Consider the following 14820-nt stretch of genomic DNA (forward strand, 5'->3'; position numbering starts at 1 on the left):
AAAAATCGAAAAGCTTATAATAAAATATAAAGCCAATACAATTGTGCCACTTCGCTTCTGTTTGGAATTTTCTTTTTCAAATTCTTTGATGTATAAAAGATGCTTGTCTCTAAAATGATATACAATTTCTACAAAATATAAAAACATTAAAGCTGTGATAATTATAAAAATAATACTGGTATTTGTAAAAAAACTTCTCCAAATATCAAAATCTACTATATAACCAAAAAGATTTATAAAAAACACGATCTGCAAAATATGGGTAAAAGCAAGTGTTATCGAAACCGATGTTTTGGGAGTTGAATTATTTGTTTTATTAGCAATTTGAAAAAGCCAATAATAAATATACCGTAAGACTCTTGGCTGCTTAATTCGTTCAATCAAATTTAAAATCATTTTGTTTAACAATTATTTTTCGAGTGTCGGTGTTATCTATTTCTTTCTTAGCTTCATAGCGTTCATTTAAAAATTCTTGTTGAATATGCTCAATTGGAGGCTCATATTCCATTTCAAAGTCCAGTTGATAGGGATGGGGCATACTATGTTGACCGAAAGTGCCAAGCCTGCCGGATCCAAATTGATTGGTATTATAAGGTACTCCGTCGCTACGAATCCCGCTGGGCTGGCCCCAATCGCCAAAAGCACCAGATACATCTAATATAAAATATGTCCCAGAGACTACCCATCCAACAGGACCACCCCATATGCCTATAGCGCCCATAGCAATATCAATAGTAGCTTTGGTAACAACTTCATTTCGATTTGAATCATCATGAATAATTGACTCTCTAGCTTCATAAAGGCTGACGGCAACAGAAATATAAAAAAGTTTTTTACCAAGTTTATGCCATTTTAAAGACCTTCCTACAGCATTTCTCGCTCCCAATTGGTGCCCACCAGCTCCTCTAGCAAAGCCTTTTTGGTGGCTCAGTTTGTTATATAGACCTTCGTTGGTGCGGTACCAGCCTTTGGAGTTTTTAAGGCTCTCGCCAGCGTTCCAAGGGGTGAAATTACCAATTTGCCGTGCTTCTAAAGCGCCAGCTACGATACCGCCTGTGGCTACTGTGGTTTTGAATACATTGTAACGAGGGTCTTTCCAGTGCATATAGCGTTCTTCAAATCCTTGTGGCTCGCCATCCAGCCCAAAACTTCCAGAACCGCTATAGGAAATATTAAAGCCTGGAGTATTGACATCATCATCGATAAACAAAATAGCCGTATTGGTTTTTGGGTCACTAGCCTGGATTTTTAAAACGCTCCGTCCACCGTATTGTTCATCTTCTTCAATAGAAATATCGATAGTGGCTTGATTGGATAACTGTATCCAATTAAAACCATCCCATACTTGATAACCACCGTTGGCTTCCTTAATATATTTATCTGGATCTATTTGAGGAGGCTTTGTTTCTTGATGCTCTCGCATTTCACATAACACACGTTCAACACGGTCATCATAGCCTTGCATGGCAAGGTCTATATGGTAAATTTTTTCAGAGAGTGCCGTTCGAGTATTGTCAATTTCACGTTTTACAGCTTGTGCCAAATGCATGGGAATACTGTCCTTAGAATACTTACGCTCTCTAACCTGTAGAGCAGCCTTTTCAATAGCTGGTTTTAATATGCTGTCCAGCTCTCGTAAAGTTTCGTTGGAAGTGTACATACATTATTGTTTTACAGGCCAGTTATTTTTAAAAGGAACGTTGTTAAGGTTCATCTCTTCGGCTGTGATTTTGATTCGCAGTTTAAGTGGTTGGTTTCCAGTATGGTTAAAATAACCGCTCAGTTTTGCACAATATGCTTTTGTAAACTCAATTGAAAGCATTTTGGACATTCCATCCTGTCTGAAAAAGGTTACTTTGCCGTCTTCTTGTTGAGTAGGACTTACCATCCAGGTTAAAAGATTGGTTTCGTTTGTAAATTCTAAGGTCAATAAAATTATACCACCTCTTGGTCTACCGCTCGGCCTACCGCTATCGTCTAAAGGTTGGTCAAAATCGAAGGTACACTCTAGTATCTTATACTTTTTATCGTTTATTTCAAGTTGTGATAGAAATGACATAATGAACTATATTAATTTTTCTCAAAGAAGAAGGGTAAAAAAAGGGAGTGCAATATACACTCCCTTTTTTGGGTTAATTGCACTTTATTTGAATGCTTTTGCCAATTACATAGGCCAATCATTTACATGTTCTCCTGTACCCATAGATATAGAGCGTGCAGAAATAACGATAGACTCACTCATAGGATTGTCTCCAGAATGATCAAAATTTTCTACATATTTAACCATATAACCTTCAGAGAACTTAAGTTCTTTAGCTGTAGCTTCGTTATCTCTCTTTAAAAATTTTACAGACCCATCACGGCGTTCAAAATTATTAAACATCCATTCTGCTAAACTTGTGTCTGCAGTTGCTTCAACAGTTAATTTAATACGCCCTCCTCTTGTTACAGATGATGGTCTTCCTGTAGCGTCTGTTTCTTGAAAAAGATCATAGCTGCTGTTTAATACATTGTACTCTTTGCCGTTGAGGCTCAATTTTGCTTTAAATGACATAATAGTTTTACTTTAAGTTAAAAAATGGCAATAATGCCTTATAAATATTAAATACATTATAAAGTTATAAAAAGTAATTAAGTAATATGTTAATAAAATAAAGAGTTACTTATCTATTATATGTTAACAATTGGTAAAGGTAGGAATAGTAACAGATAGAGACATTTGTTAAATTTAAGCTAAAATTTATATTAAAATAGATTTAACATAATTGTCTAGGTTTTTTAACATTTTAAAATAGATGAATGTTAATTTTTAAGGAGATAAAAGAGTTTAATTGTCTCAATTTCATATATATAAAAAGGAGTACTTAAATAAAAGTACTCCTTTTTCAATTGTATTATATATAGCTTAAAATTTATATAGGCCAATTATTAACGTGCTCTCCAGAACCCATAGTAATAGAGCGAGCAGAAATAACAATAGATTCATGCATAGGGCTATCACCAGAATGATCAAAATTTTCTACGTATTTTACAACATATCCTTCGTGAAATTTCAATTCTTTAGCTGTAGCTTCATTGTCTCTTTTTAAAAATTTTACAGACCCGTCACGACGCTCAAAGTTATTGAACATCCATTCTACTAAACTTGTGTCTGCAGTCGATTCTAATGTAAGTTTTACACGCCCGCCTCTAGTAACAGAAGAAGGTCTACCTGTAGCATCTGTTTCTTGAAAAAGATCATACGTACAATTCAGTACATTGTACTCTTGTCCGTTTAAGACTAATTTTGCTTTAAATGACATAATAATTTTACTTTAAGTTAAATAATGGCAATAGTGCCTAAATAAATATTAAATATGACATAAACTTATAAAATTAATAGCGAGTAGCCTGAGAAGTACTTGTATAAGTAATAATTAAAAGGTGTTTTATGTTAAATAATAGTTAGACTATAGCATCACTATGGTAGTTGTTAAACTTTAATCTACTCTTCTGCATATAATCACGCTATCCTCCTTAATATTATTACTATCTATTGTTCGTGCAAAATCAATATACTTCATCCCTAAATACCATTTTGGTTTACGGTAAAATACCCAACCATGGGGTTCATTTTTAGAATCAATGTAGACTATTTTATTTTCAGGGTGGCGGTCATTATAATCATTTATAAAAAAATAGAAGAGTTTACCAAAAGGCATTTTTTCAGGAGCTTTAAGTCTAAAATTACTTAATTCTGAAGTTTTCTCATCCTTATGAAATTCAAATGATATTACTTGAGGGTTAACTAATTCTTCATCTTTCGGGTCTTTTATGTGTTTACCTACAGGATAAAACCATTTTTTATAGACTGGTAGAGGTATAGAGGTTGAAAACTCGTAAGTCTTAGTTACCAATATCGGAATAACAAACCAAATAGAGGCTCCTAAAAAATAAAATGTATATTCTGGCTTAAAGAGATTAACTACAAAAGCAAAACTAATAAGAGAAAAACAATTTACTGCAATAGTAAATAAAAACTCAGACCAAAATGCATTAGGTTTTTCAGATAATATTTGAAAATATTGACGACATATATATACGTGTAATACTCCTATACATAAAAAAACTATTTGAAATGCAATAAATGTATAGAGTGGTGTATTATTAAGCACTTTATCGTTACTCAAGAGTGCTGTTAATGCAAACATAAGTGCCAAAAACAATATGTAAACAATTAATTGTTTTTTTTTCTTAGAGATTAATTTTTTTACCCCTTTCATTACTACCATCATAAGAACACCAATAACTAGAAATAGTATTGCTGTCTTAATTAAAGCTGGGCTAAATGAGGAAAGCATAAGTGTAATCATAATTTAGTGGTTAGTCCTATTAAGGCAGGTTCTTGATTGTTTAATTTGAAACCTTTTGGGTTTTTATCAAATTCTATGTTTATTTTTACATTCATTTCCATAGGAATAAAATAATCAAAAAATGTTTGGATGAATTGAATAGTGGGAGATCCATCTAAATAATTTTTTATATTCTCTTTATTTATAGGTCCTATTTTAGCATTTACTTCTGGGCAATAAATAGTAGATTTTTCTACATGTAAAACCAAATCTACTCCTAGCCGATTTTCTTTTTCTTGTTTTTTATAAGGATGTTGTGAAGCTTTATTTATTTTTTTTAGTGATACTTTTTCATTAATAATTTGCTCAAGGCATAAAGCTGTAATTTCTAAATCTCCAGAAAATTTATGAATATAAGGGAGTAATTTAATTAATTTTAAGAGATATTTTTTGGGTAAAGTTTTATCTACTTGCCAAAACTCTAATAAAAAGTTGTTTTTGATGTCGGAAAAATTATCAATTAAAGCTCTTTCTTCTTTTTCTATACCTAAATATTGATTAAATATTTCATTCTCAATTGGCTGAAAAAATAACCGAGCTTCTTTTTCTTCTAGTTTTTGTTTTTCTCTTTTTTTCTGGTAAGAGAGGTTTTTAAAGTTAGGGTTTGATGGGTTGTGAAAAACACCTTCAGGAAGGCTGTCATAAATTCCATTTCTAGTCAAATTAAAATTAAGTGTGTAATTATTTTTATTAACTAGAGATTGCTTATAATCTAAAATGTCTCTTCTGTAAGGTCTTTTAAATGTACTTTTATTGCGTATAGTAATGTCTGAGAGCCCTGCGTTAGAATTCTCTAATATTTCAGATATTATTACTTCAGCTCTTATGTCTTCATAAACAGATTTAAGTTCGTTGAGTATATCTTCTAGCTCTTTTTTAATCATTTTTAATTATTTAAGGCTATCAATTTCAGGTTCAACATATATAGGTAGAGGTTTTCTTCCTCCACATATAAATCTTTCTTGCCACCAATCGTCACTTAAATCACTAATTTTTACCCCTCTAATATTTTCTGGGCCACTATAGCCAGAAGCACTAATAAATTTATTGTTTTTAAGATAAATACCTACGTGTGTTATTGTCTGGTCTGCAGAATTTGGACGTTTAAAAAAAAGTAAGTCACCTTCTTCTAAATACTCTTGACCAGAGAATCTAGAGGTACTTTCAGCTTCGTATTGTCTTACAGAAGTACGTTCTACTAAATAGTTATATGCATTAACGTATAAATGTTGAGCAAAAGAAGAACAATCAATTCCATTCATATCTTCACCACCCATTAAATATGGGGAGCCTAACCATTTATCAACAAAAGTATAAAGTTTTATGTTTTTTAATTCAGAGGGTTCTACATCTAGAATGTTAGCATATTTAATTTGAATAGGTTTAAATACTGGCTCTTTTTCAACTAAAGAAGTGTCAGCTACCTTTGCAAGAGGGGTTTCTTCTACAGCATTAATAGATCCTTTACAGCTACACAAATTAATAATTAATAGTAATAGAATGGTAAGGGATAGTATTTTTTTCATAAGAAAAGGTTTTACTACAAATATAAATAAAGAGTATTCATTTAACAATTTTTATAAAATCTTAACATTATTAAACATACTAATTAGTAATTTGCTTCAAAGAAAATCATAAAAAACCAAAATGTAATGCCTAACAATTATTACTCTCTACCTTTTAAACCGAGTGTTTTTATTAATAACAACACTCATAATAAATGTTCTATAAAAGAATCTATTTCTGGTTTTTTACACTTACTTGCTACCACTTATTTTGGAGAGTGTACATTTGATGAGAGTTTTGGAAACGCGCTTTGGGAAGTAGACTTTGATAATTTAACCAGTAACGATAAGTTAAGAGGAGTAATTACCGAATCTATGCAAGACAGCATTAAACATTATGAAAAAAGATTAACTAAAATTACGGTAGATATTAAACTACGGCAAGAGAGTATTTCTGAAGGTAAAAACTTACAGATTGTAAGAAAGCGAATTGATATTTTTATATCAGGAACTATTACACAAACCAATGAGTTATTTTCTTTTGTAGAAAGTTTTTATATAGCTCCAATGGCTTTTTAAGAACACCTGCATTATTACTAAAGGTTTATTAAAAAAACATCTTCTCTAAAGATACTTACATGCATACAGAAAATAAAGAAAAGGATATAAAGTATAGAATGCTACAAAAAGCAGCATCTATATGGGGGATACCTGCTAAAGATATAGATAGTTCGTTTGATCCTTTAGTTTCTCTACTTATAAGCGCTTGTGCTTCTGAAATAGGAAAAATTGAAGGCGAGATTTATAATTCTCAAACACGCATTACTGAGCGTCTTATTCAATTAATGACACCTGAGGCAATTTATGGAGCAAATCCTGCTCACGCTATTGCATATGCTGCACCAGTAGGCAGTAGTGTAACTTTAAAACCAGATAATCAGTTTTATTATAAAAAATCAATTACATCTCATGTAGAAGAGCAAAGAAATATATTTTTTTCTCCATCAAGAGAAATACGTTTAATAGATGCAGAAATAACACATACTCTATGTGGTAATAAAATTTTTTCGCATAATAGTGATCAAGAGAGACAATACGCAGGTTTGCTAGAAAAAAGAATAGAACCATCAAAAATTTATGTTGGGATTAAAAGCAATAAAGAAAATATTCCTTTAAAAAATGTTTCTTTATATTTTGAGTGTCAAGATGCATCTAAGAGTAATTTGTTTTATCACCATCTTAAAAATATAGAATGCTTTTTAAACTCAGAGAAGTTAATTGTTAATCAAGGTTTTTTTGATAAAAAAGACCAAGAACGTATAGATGTAGAGTCTATATTCAATTCAGTTACTAATAAAACTAAAAGTATAGAAGGTAGAGTAAATCAATTTTATGAAAAGCATTTTGTCTCTATAAAATCACTTTCATATTTATCTACACAAAACAATTTACCAAAAGATTTATTTACCAATGCAGATTTAAAGAATAACCCTGAATTAAAAGATTTAGATTGGCTAGAAATTAAATTCCCTAGAATTATTGGTGCAGAAATTTTAGAAGAAATTACTATTTCTTTAAACGCATTTCCGGTAATAAATAGAAAGTTGACTAGTTTTTCTTATCAGTTAAAAGATTTTATTCATATCGTTCCTATAAAAACCAACGATTTGTTTTTAGATATAGAAAGTGTTGAGAATACGGAGGGAGAAAAATATATTTTAAGGCAAAATAGTACGGGAAGTCAGCGTAAAGGTACTTTTATACTAAGAGAAGATCAGGCAGGAAAATTAGATTCTAGAAATGCAAAGCAATTTTTAGGACATATGATGGAGTTAATGAAAGAAGAAAGTGCAGCATTTTCTTTTTTAGGGAATGATTTTTTACAAAGCAACATCAATAAGCTTAACCAAACCATACTATTGTTAGAGAAAAGATCTGAAGATTTAACAGAGAAATCTAACGAGACCGTTTATTTGTCTGTGCAACCTTACGACGCTAAAGAGGTGTTAATGGTTAAGTATTGGACAACAAATGGTAGCCTCGCCAATAAAATTAAAAGAGGTAGCTTGTTAAATAATTATGAAGGGGTAGACATAAAACAAAAAAGTGCTAAGCTTATTACTAACTCATTTAATGGAAAAGATATTTTGAGTATGGATGAGCGACTTAATAATTATAGAAGCTCATTGTTATCTAGAGATAGAATAGTAACAAAAAAAGATGTAAGTGCTTTGTGTTATGCAATCTATAATAATTGCATAGAAAATGTTGAGGTACAAAAATCATATACTTCAGATGTTTCTACAGATAAAGGTGTGTTGCCTTGTATAAAAATAACCTTGTATCCAAACAGGCAAAACATACTGCAAGAGCAAGAATGGGAGTCTCTTAATGATAATTTATTGTCAATATTAGAAGATAAATCAACCAATGTATTTCCATATGTTATAGAGGTGAAAAAATAAAGTTTTTTACAAGATGTAGATATGAAAATTGGATATGTTGTCTTAATTATTATTTTCTTTTAAAAAATTAGTAGCTTTAAATAAAAATTATGGAAGAAAAGAAAAATACTTTTAATTACCATCTAGATAAATCAGTATTGATATTTTTTGCAGTAACAATACTTTGTTTTAGTTCACTTTTTGCATATAAATTTTATTCTACAGAAGACTGTCCATTAGTTCAGTTTAAAACAGAAGCTAAAAATTTTAGGGCAGGTACCCTTATAAGATTTACAGATTATACTGAAGGAGCCAACTCTTGGGAGTGGCAATTTGATGATAGTACTAATGTAAGAAAAGAGCGTAACCCGTATCATACATTTGTAAAACCAGGTAAATACGATGTTAGGTTATTGGTAAATAAAAGTTGTGAGCTTATTAAAACCATTGTAATAGAAGAAAAGATTTTTGTCTTAGATTCTACCAAACTACCAAAATTTATAGCCCCTAAAGAAGTTTTTGTAGGTGATAAAATTTGGGTAGAAGATAAAACAGAAGGAGCTACTAGTTGGGAGTGGCGTTTTGGTGAGACAGCTAAGGTAAATGCATACGATCAAAAATCACACTACACTTACGAAGAGCCAGGGCTAAAAACAATTTCTTTAGTAGTAAATGGAGACTTAAAATATATTGCTAAGAAAAAAATAAAGGTATTACCTAAGCCTAAAGAAACAGATGATATGTTAGATGAAATTATACCTACAGCTCCTTCTGGTGTAAATATAAATGTGAAGCCTGATATTGGATTAAAAGAAGAAAAACCCAAAAAAGAAAAAGCTCCAGATATTTCTAAAAAAGATTTTGCTCAAATATTTGTAGATATTTCAGAAGAAAAATTAACCCCTGAAGCTTTTAAACCTTACGTATGTGGTAATTTAAATATCCCTGTCATTGTAAATAAAAAAGAAGAAAAATTATTAGTGCTCTGCCAAAGAATAACGGGTAAAAATATAAAAGTGAAAGACCTACAAATTATACGAGATAAAGAGAGCAATTGTATAACAGATGTTTTAATTGACATAAATATAGGTTGGTTTTAAACAGAACAATAAAGACTATGAGCAAAGAAAGGATGACATATAACAGAGTAAATTGGATTGATGGAATGAAGATTAATAAATCACATTTTATAGATCAAGACAATGCCACCGTAAAAATGATTAATGAAGCTCTACAGAAAGATATTTCGGCTGTTAATTTTGGGCTTCTCCCAGACGCTTCCATAGAAGACGCTTTAGATTTGACACTATCTATGGATGGGCAAAATACCGTTCATTTAAAATTGAATAGATGTAGAGCTGTTACACAAGGAGGTTATCTTATAAATATCACAAAAACAGAAAGTGCCCAACTTGAAAATTTAAATAAAATAATAGCAGCAAGCCATACCTTTCAAGATGAAAATGCTGTGAGTTACGTGGTGTTAACCATTCATCCTTATAATAGAGTGCCAATAGGTGAGTCAGATGAAGAAGAAGAACCACCTAGACATCCAAATGTTATTCCAGAATATACGTTAGATATTATACCAGAAGAACATATAAATCAAAGTGAATTTGGAAGATATCATATAACAATAGGGAAAATTGCTTTTAAAGATGGGTTAGCAACTTTAATAGAAGAATTTATACCCCCTTGCGCTTCTATACAAAGCCACGAAGATCTTAAATATACATATATTGAAATTGATACTTTTTTAAATGCTTTAGAGAGATACTCTTTACAAATTATTCAAAAAATACATCAAAAAAAGCAAACTAATGATTTAGCGGTAATGGTTAAGTATATTTCTGAAAATTTATTACAGTATCTAAGCGCTCAATTACCAGAGTTTAGACAGCAAGATAAATACAACCCACCTATTAACATGATTACTAAATTAATGGCTGTGTCAAGAGTTATTAAAAATAGTATGGATGTTTATGTGGGCACAGGAAAAGAAGAATTATTAAATTACCTTTCTGATTGGTGTAATGTTAATCAAGGGGCGTTTGAAAATATACTGGTAGAAATGATAGAGTTAGAATATCAGCATACAGATATTAATAAAGCGTTGTCAAAAGTATCTGCATTTACAAAATTAATGCTATCATTGTTTAAGAAGTTAAACGAATTAGACTATATAGGAAAAAAATCTGATTCAAAAATATTTGTAAAAGAAGAAATTATAGCAAAAAACGAAGTTAAAAACAGGAGAAGTTTCTTGTTAGATTAAAAAAACAACCTTTACCTTATGAAAGCAAAAAATGGAAAAGCTCGTAGAAACAGTTTTTTAAAATTTTTCTTATTATTTATATTAACAACAGGTATGATTGTACTTGCATTATTTTTTGATTTTAATGCCATACCACTAAAAGAGAATGAAGTTTTAAGAACTCAAGCTATTAAAATTGAAAAGGAAATTCAATTTCAAGCAGAATTTTCTGAAGATATTAAGCTAGTAAGAGATATGATAGATTCATTAGATATTCCTGGGCAAAATAGAGCGTTTTTAAACAATATTTTAGGCTCTCAAATTGTTAAATTACAAGAAAAAGTTCCTGTGAAAGATTCTACTTATCGGTATGACATGTATAATAATATAATTTGGTCTTTTGCAGAAATTCAAAAGCTGAAAGAGGAATTGAATTCTTATTCAGACGTAGAAGAACGTATTTCAAAATATAAAGAAGCATTAGATAAGTGTAGAAGTGAATTACAAGAAGAAAAAAGAACAGTAGATGCATTAAGAAGAAGCAATCAATAAGTATAAAACTAATACAAATAGTTAATAATATATTTACAAAAATAGCACCTCTAATAAAAGAGGTGCTATTTTATAAAATTAGGGTTTGGGGTGTTTTGTTTTATTCACAAGTGTAATCAGATCCGCTTTCAATAGTACCAACATTGGTTAGCTCGTAAGTATCTAAACCAATATAATCTGTATCATATTTTTCTGCTCTAAAAACAATATTAGCACTCGGAACTTCATATTGATCGTAAATTCCAGCAGCAGAAATAGGGTTAATATATTCCCAAACTGTTTCTCCATCATAATCAACTTCTTTAAAAGTTCCTGTGCTTCCTACACATATTAAGGTGTTACCGTTAGCTAATCTTCTTGCTCCAGAAATATAGGCAGAGTACATATCTGTTGGTGTGCTAGCAGAGTAAGTCCATTGAAATTCTGCTGGATCATAAGTTCCTTCATCGGTAATAGTGTAAGATCCATCAGCATTAACTTGTGTATCAATTACATTTACTGTGGAGTAGTTAGAGCCGTTAGCACTGCCCGCTTGGTTGTTAAATACCATTATCATATTTCCGTCTTCAAAACTGCTATTAATCCAGTTAGCATCGTGTTGGTTATAAAGTTGTTGGTCGTTATCATCTCCCATATCATAAGTTTGTGGGTTACCCCATCTGTATAAGAAATCTCCGCCTTTGCCATAAGTACCTCCAGTATGTGAAGCTGCTTGCGCTGTAGTGGTAGAGTGGTCTATAATAAAAAATTCACTATAACTTCTACTACTTACCAAAATTTGGTCTAGGTCTTCATTGTAGTCTATAGCATTAAAGTGTAACCAGTCTTGCTCTTCATCACTTTCGTAATCAAAATTGATATTTAATAATTCTGGATGCTCAGAAACTACAGCATAGTTATCTGCACTTGCATTTTCATCTTGTACAATATGATCCCAAGCATACCATTCCCAAACAATTTCTGCAGTACCTGCTTCAATATTTGGTTTAATTTCTATTATCTTTTCAGACCACATTTCTGAGATATAATCTGTTCTACCTGCCGCAGTTGCTTCTGCAGAAGTTTTCATATCCCAAACAATAGCTAAAATATTTCCGTTATCTAGATATTCTACATCGTGGTGTTGGCATTCTGTAGATGAAGAGATAGTGTAATCCCATACTACATTTCCGTCTGCGTCAATCATTTCAATAATACCTCCTTGGCCTCCGGCATTAAAATTAGCATTGTTAGTGTTTCCTGGTCTTAGTAAATACCCGTTTTCTAAAAGGTAGAAAGAATGGGCAGGTGTATAATTAGACTCCCAACTATACATTTGCTCACCACAATTATTAATTAAATAGGTGTTATTACTTGGTATAGGAGAAAATAGAGTATAAGCATCATAAGCATCTTCTGTATTTAAAAGTAAACCTACAGTGTAATCATCATTTACTGTACTACCTATTATTTCTTCCTCTTCTTCCTCTTCTTCGGTGCTTACAAAGTCATCATCGCTACTGCAGCTAATTAAAAAAGTGCAGAATAATAAAAAGACAAATGGATTTTTCAATAGATTTTTTTTCATAGGGTTTTTATTTATGGTTAGTGGTTTTATTTCAAAACTGAAATTTGTTGAATAGGTTTATCATTTTGCTCAGTCTGCAGTTCAAAATTAGAACCAGCAGAGAATAAAAAGTTACCTTCTAAAGATTTTGTAAATTTCATAGCCTTAATTTTAGTTATGTTATTAAGTGTTCACCTTAGGAAATACCAATATAGAAACTAGATAGGCTCAGTTTTTTGTAAATCTGTGTATGCCCTCTTTTATTAAGTAAAAAGGGGGTTTAATTCAGTTGAAGAAAATAAATAGAATTTAAAAAGAGAGACTATGTTATTTGTTAGCTAAATATATTGACAGCTAGTTTTTTGTGTTTGGTATTGTAACTGAAATTAGATAAAAAAATAAAATCTTATACGAGCTATATGGGTTTTATCTTGAAAATAAGAATAGAAACAAAATCCCCTTCTAATTTTATAAAATTGGAAGGGGATCAAGTTAATTAATGGATTATATATAGATTTTAAATTCTGAAATCATCAGAAGGTGTGCCTCTAAAGTATCTAGGGATACTTGGAAAATCTTCAGTAATTATATAATAATAAATCCCTTCTGGGTATTCTGGTGTAACACCGGTTCTACCATTACTTTCATCTAAAGAGCCTAAACCTTCTACATACTCGTAGTCATTGGTATAAATACCATTGTAAACATCACAAGGAGCTGTAATGCCATCACCAGGTCTATTACCAGATTTTAATTGATAACTAGAGGTCATTTCTATCACTTCTGAAGAACTACTATTAGCATTAGCGTATGCATATCTATAGTATATAGGGAAGCCATCTGCGGCATAGCCAATTAATGTCATTTCTTGATTACTAATATTTAGATGTTCTAAAAAAGAGGTAGGAGTGCCGTGATAATGGTATTTACCCGTAGGTTGTACGTGAGCATTCGTACAATCTAAACCAAGATTCACATTTAAAGCCTCTAAATTCCACTCCCAATTGGCATTAGGACTATCAAAACCTTCATGAGGAAATGGTTCTGCAGCTACTGGATCTAACTCTACCCCATTTAATAAAACTCCAAAAGAATAGGCAGGCCCTGTAGAAGATAGTAAAGAGGTTAATTCACTAGAAATGGTAGGGGTTAACGTTATATGATATACTTCTGATTGTTCTGTGATAGCGTTTGGGTTTAACGAGCCTTGTACTGCACCAAATAAACCTACATCGTGGTTAGGGATGCTATTGGTAGAAATTATTCTTACAGTAGAAGAGGTTGTTTCTTCAAAATTATTAGTATAAGGTAAAGTAACATCACAAAGACCTCTAGAACTATCTAATGCTTGATCTGTATAACAATTATCTGTAATTATTTCTTGGTCATCATCTTCTTCAATAATATCATTATCTGTGCTATTACAGCTTATTAAAAATATAATTAGCAGTAATAAGGGGTGAAGTTTAGAAATATTCATGGTGTGATTGTTTTTTAAATAGTGGGTTACATTATTTTTTTAACGTTTTGTAATTGTATTTAATAATAATGCCTAATAGAAATACACCAAGAATAATGAAAAACGTTTTGGTAGAAATTAAAGAGGCTCTTTGCTCTATTATTTCTATAAAGTCATTTTTATTTGTTTTTAAAGTTAAGTGGTAATTATTAGCTTTATTAAGTATAAATTTCTTTTTGTTGAAGTCTTTTTTTAAAATAATAAGAGCATTTTGACTTCTGTAAATATCTTTAAAAATAGTGTTAACAATTTCTACAGAATTAATTTTTGAAGGAACACCAATTACATTAAAAACTACTTTAGATTCATGGCCTAATTGAACAAAACCGTTAGTAAGAGTAGGGCATTCACTACCATTAAATATAATTTCAAAATTATTTCTAATATGCTGTAACGTCATTTCACGAAATTCTTCAGGAGTTTTATATGGCGTATCAGCAAAATGCGTTTTCACTTCTTGTTGAAATGCAGTTAAAGAAGCATCAATTTGTAAAATCCACGTGTTATTTTCTTGTTCTACTAAAACGGTGGTTGCAATATCTGGTTGATGCGTAAAACCTGTAAAGCAAATTAGTATTGTAATAAATAATGATAATTGGTTTTTCATAA

Annotated in this window: 15 protein-coding genes; 5 read left to right on the forward strand and 10 right to left on the reverse strand. The window is 30.9% G+C overall.

The genetic code is table 11. The features are described 5' to 3' along the window. Window positions 1–376 precede the first annotated feature (376 nt). From BUC03_RS11125 to BUC03_RS11155, 7 genes are all read right to left on the reverse strand, one after another. A complete protein-coding gene (locus BUC03_RS11125) occupies window positions 377–1660 on the reverse strand; it encodes a hypothetical protein (RefSeq protein ID WP_073151876.1) in 1284 nt (427 codons plus the stop codon). Window positions 1661–1663: 3 nt separating this feature from the next. Then, window positions 1664–2059, reverse strand: coding sequence for a type VI secretion system tube protein TssD (gene tssD, locus BUC03_RS11130; RefSeq protein ID WP_073151878.1), 396 nt, complete (start codon window positions 2057–2059; stop codon window positions 1664–1666). A gap of 105 nt (window positions 2060–2164) precedes the next feature. Then, window positions 2165–2554 (reverse strand): type VI secretion system tube protein TssD, encoded by a 390-nt coding sequence (gene tssD, locus BUC03_RS11135; RefSeq protein ID WP_073151880.1) that lies wholly within the window; start codon window positions 2552–2554, stop codon window positions 2165–2167. 358 nt (window positions 2555–2912) lie between these two features. Further along, window positions 2913–3302 carry a type VI secretion system tube protein TssD gene (gene tssD / locus BUC03_RS11140; RefSeq protein ID WP_073151882.1) on the reverse strand — a complete coding sequence of 130 codons (390 nt, stop codon included), beginning with the start codon at window positions 3300–3302 and terminating at the stop codon, window positions 2913–2915. 177 nt (window positions 3303–3479) lie between these two features. After that, the gene (locus tag BUC03_RS11145; protein ID WP_084112923.1) at window positions 3480–4352 is read right to left on the reverse strand and encodes a TssN family type VI secretion system protein; all 873 of its coding nucleotides are present in this window, start codon (window positions 4350–4352) and stop codon (window positions 3480–3482) included. Next, window positions 4349–5275, reverse strand: coding sequence for a hypothetical protein (locus BUC03_RS11150; RefSeq protein WP_073151884.1), 927 nt, complete (start codon window positions 5273–5275; stop codon window positions 4349–4351). The genes BUC03_RS11145 and BUC03_RS11150 overlap by 4 nt, the downstream gene beginning before the upstream one ends. Window positions 5276–5281: 6 nt before the next feature. Continuing rightward, window positions 5282–5917, reverse strand: a complete 636-nt coding sequence (locus tag BUC03_RS11155; RefSeq protein WP_073151886.1) for a C40 family peptidase — start codon at window positions 5915–5917, stop codon at window positions 5282–5284. Between the two features lie 126 nt (window positions 5918–6043). Here BUC03_RS11155 and BUC03_RS11160 point away from each other — a divergent pair, with 126 nt between their 5' ends. The 5 genes from BUC03_RS11160 (at window position 6044) to tssO (ending at window position 11146) form a co-directional block, all read left to right on the forward strand. Further along, window positions 6044–6475: a GPW/gp25 family protein gene (locus BUC03_RS11160; RefSeq protein ID WP_073151888.1), complete on the forward strand. Its 432-nt coding sequence runs from the start codon at window positions 6044–6046 to the stop codon at window positions 6473–6475. Between the two features lie 59 nt (window positions 6476–6534). Next, on the forward strand, window positions 6535–8361 hold the full coding sequence (locus tag BUC03_RS11165; protein WP_073151890.1) for a type VI secretion system baseplate subunit TssF: 1827 nt from the start codon (window positions 6535–6537) through the stop codon (window positions 8359–8361). 89 nt (window positions 8362–8450) lie between these two features. After that, complete coding sequence (locus BUC03_RS11170; RefSeq protein WP_073151891.1) at window positions 8451–9440, forward strand: PKD domain-containing protein; 990 nt, start codon at window positions 8451–8453, stop codon at window positions 9438–9440. A 17-nt stretch (window positions 9441–9457) separates the two neighbouring features. Next, window positions 9458–10615, forward strand: a complete 1158-nt coding sequence (locus BUC03_RS11175; protein ID WP_073151893.1) for a hypothetical protein — start codon at window positions 9458–9460, stop codon at window positions 10613–10615. Window positions 10616–10633: 18 nt separating this feature from the next. Continuing rightward, entirely contained in the window at window positions 10634–11146 is a 513-nt protein-coding gene (tssO, locus tag BUC03_RS11180; protein ID WP_073151895.1) for a type VI secretion system TssO, read from the forward strand. A 100-nt stretch (window positions 11147–11246) separates the two neighbouring features. On the opposite strand, the gene BUC03_RS11185 is transcribed toward tssO, so the two are convergent. The 3 genes from BUC03_RS11185 to BUC03_RS11195 all read right to left on the reverse strand — a co-directional run bounded on the left by BUC03_RS11185 (window position 11247) and on the right by BUC03_RS11195 (window position 14818). Continuing rightward, a complete protein-coding gene (locus tag BUC03_RS11185; protein ID WP_073151897.1) occupies window positions 11247–12713 on the reverse strand; it encodes an aryl-sulfate sulfotransferase in 1467 nt (488 codons plus the stop codon). A 496-nt stretch (window positions 12714–13209) separates the two neighbouring features. After that, on the reverse strand, window positions 13210–14172 hold the full coding sequence (locus BUC03_RS11190) for a YHYH protein (RefSeq protein WP_073151900.1): 963 nt from the start codon (window positions 14170–14172) through the stop codon (window positions 13210–13212). Window positions 14173–14203: 31 nt separating this feature from the next. Beyond that, complete coding sequence (locus BUC03_RS11195) at window positions 14204–14818, reverse strand: DUF6702 family protein (protein WP_084112925.1); 615 nt, start codon at window positions 14816–14818, stop codon at window positions 14204–14206. Between the last annotated feature and the right edge of the window lie 2 nt (window positions 14819–14820).

It is taken from the genome of Mesonia phycicola, assembly GCF_900141885.1.
Classification (GTDB): Bacteria; Bacteroidota; Bacteroidia; order Flavobacteriales; family Flavobacteriaceae; genus Mesonia; species Mesonia phycicola.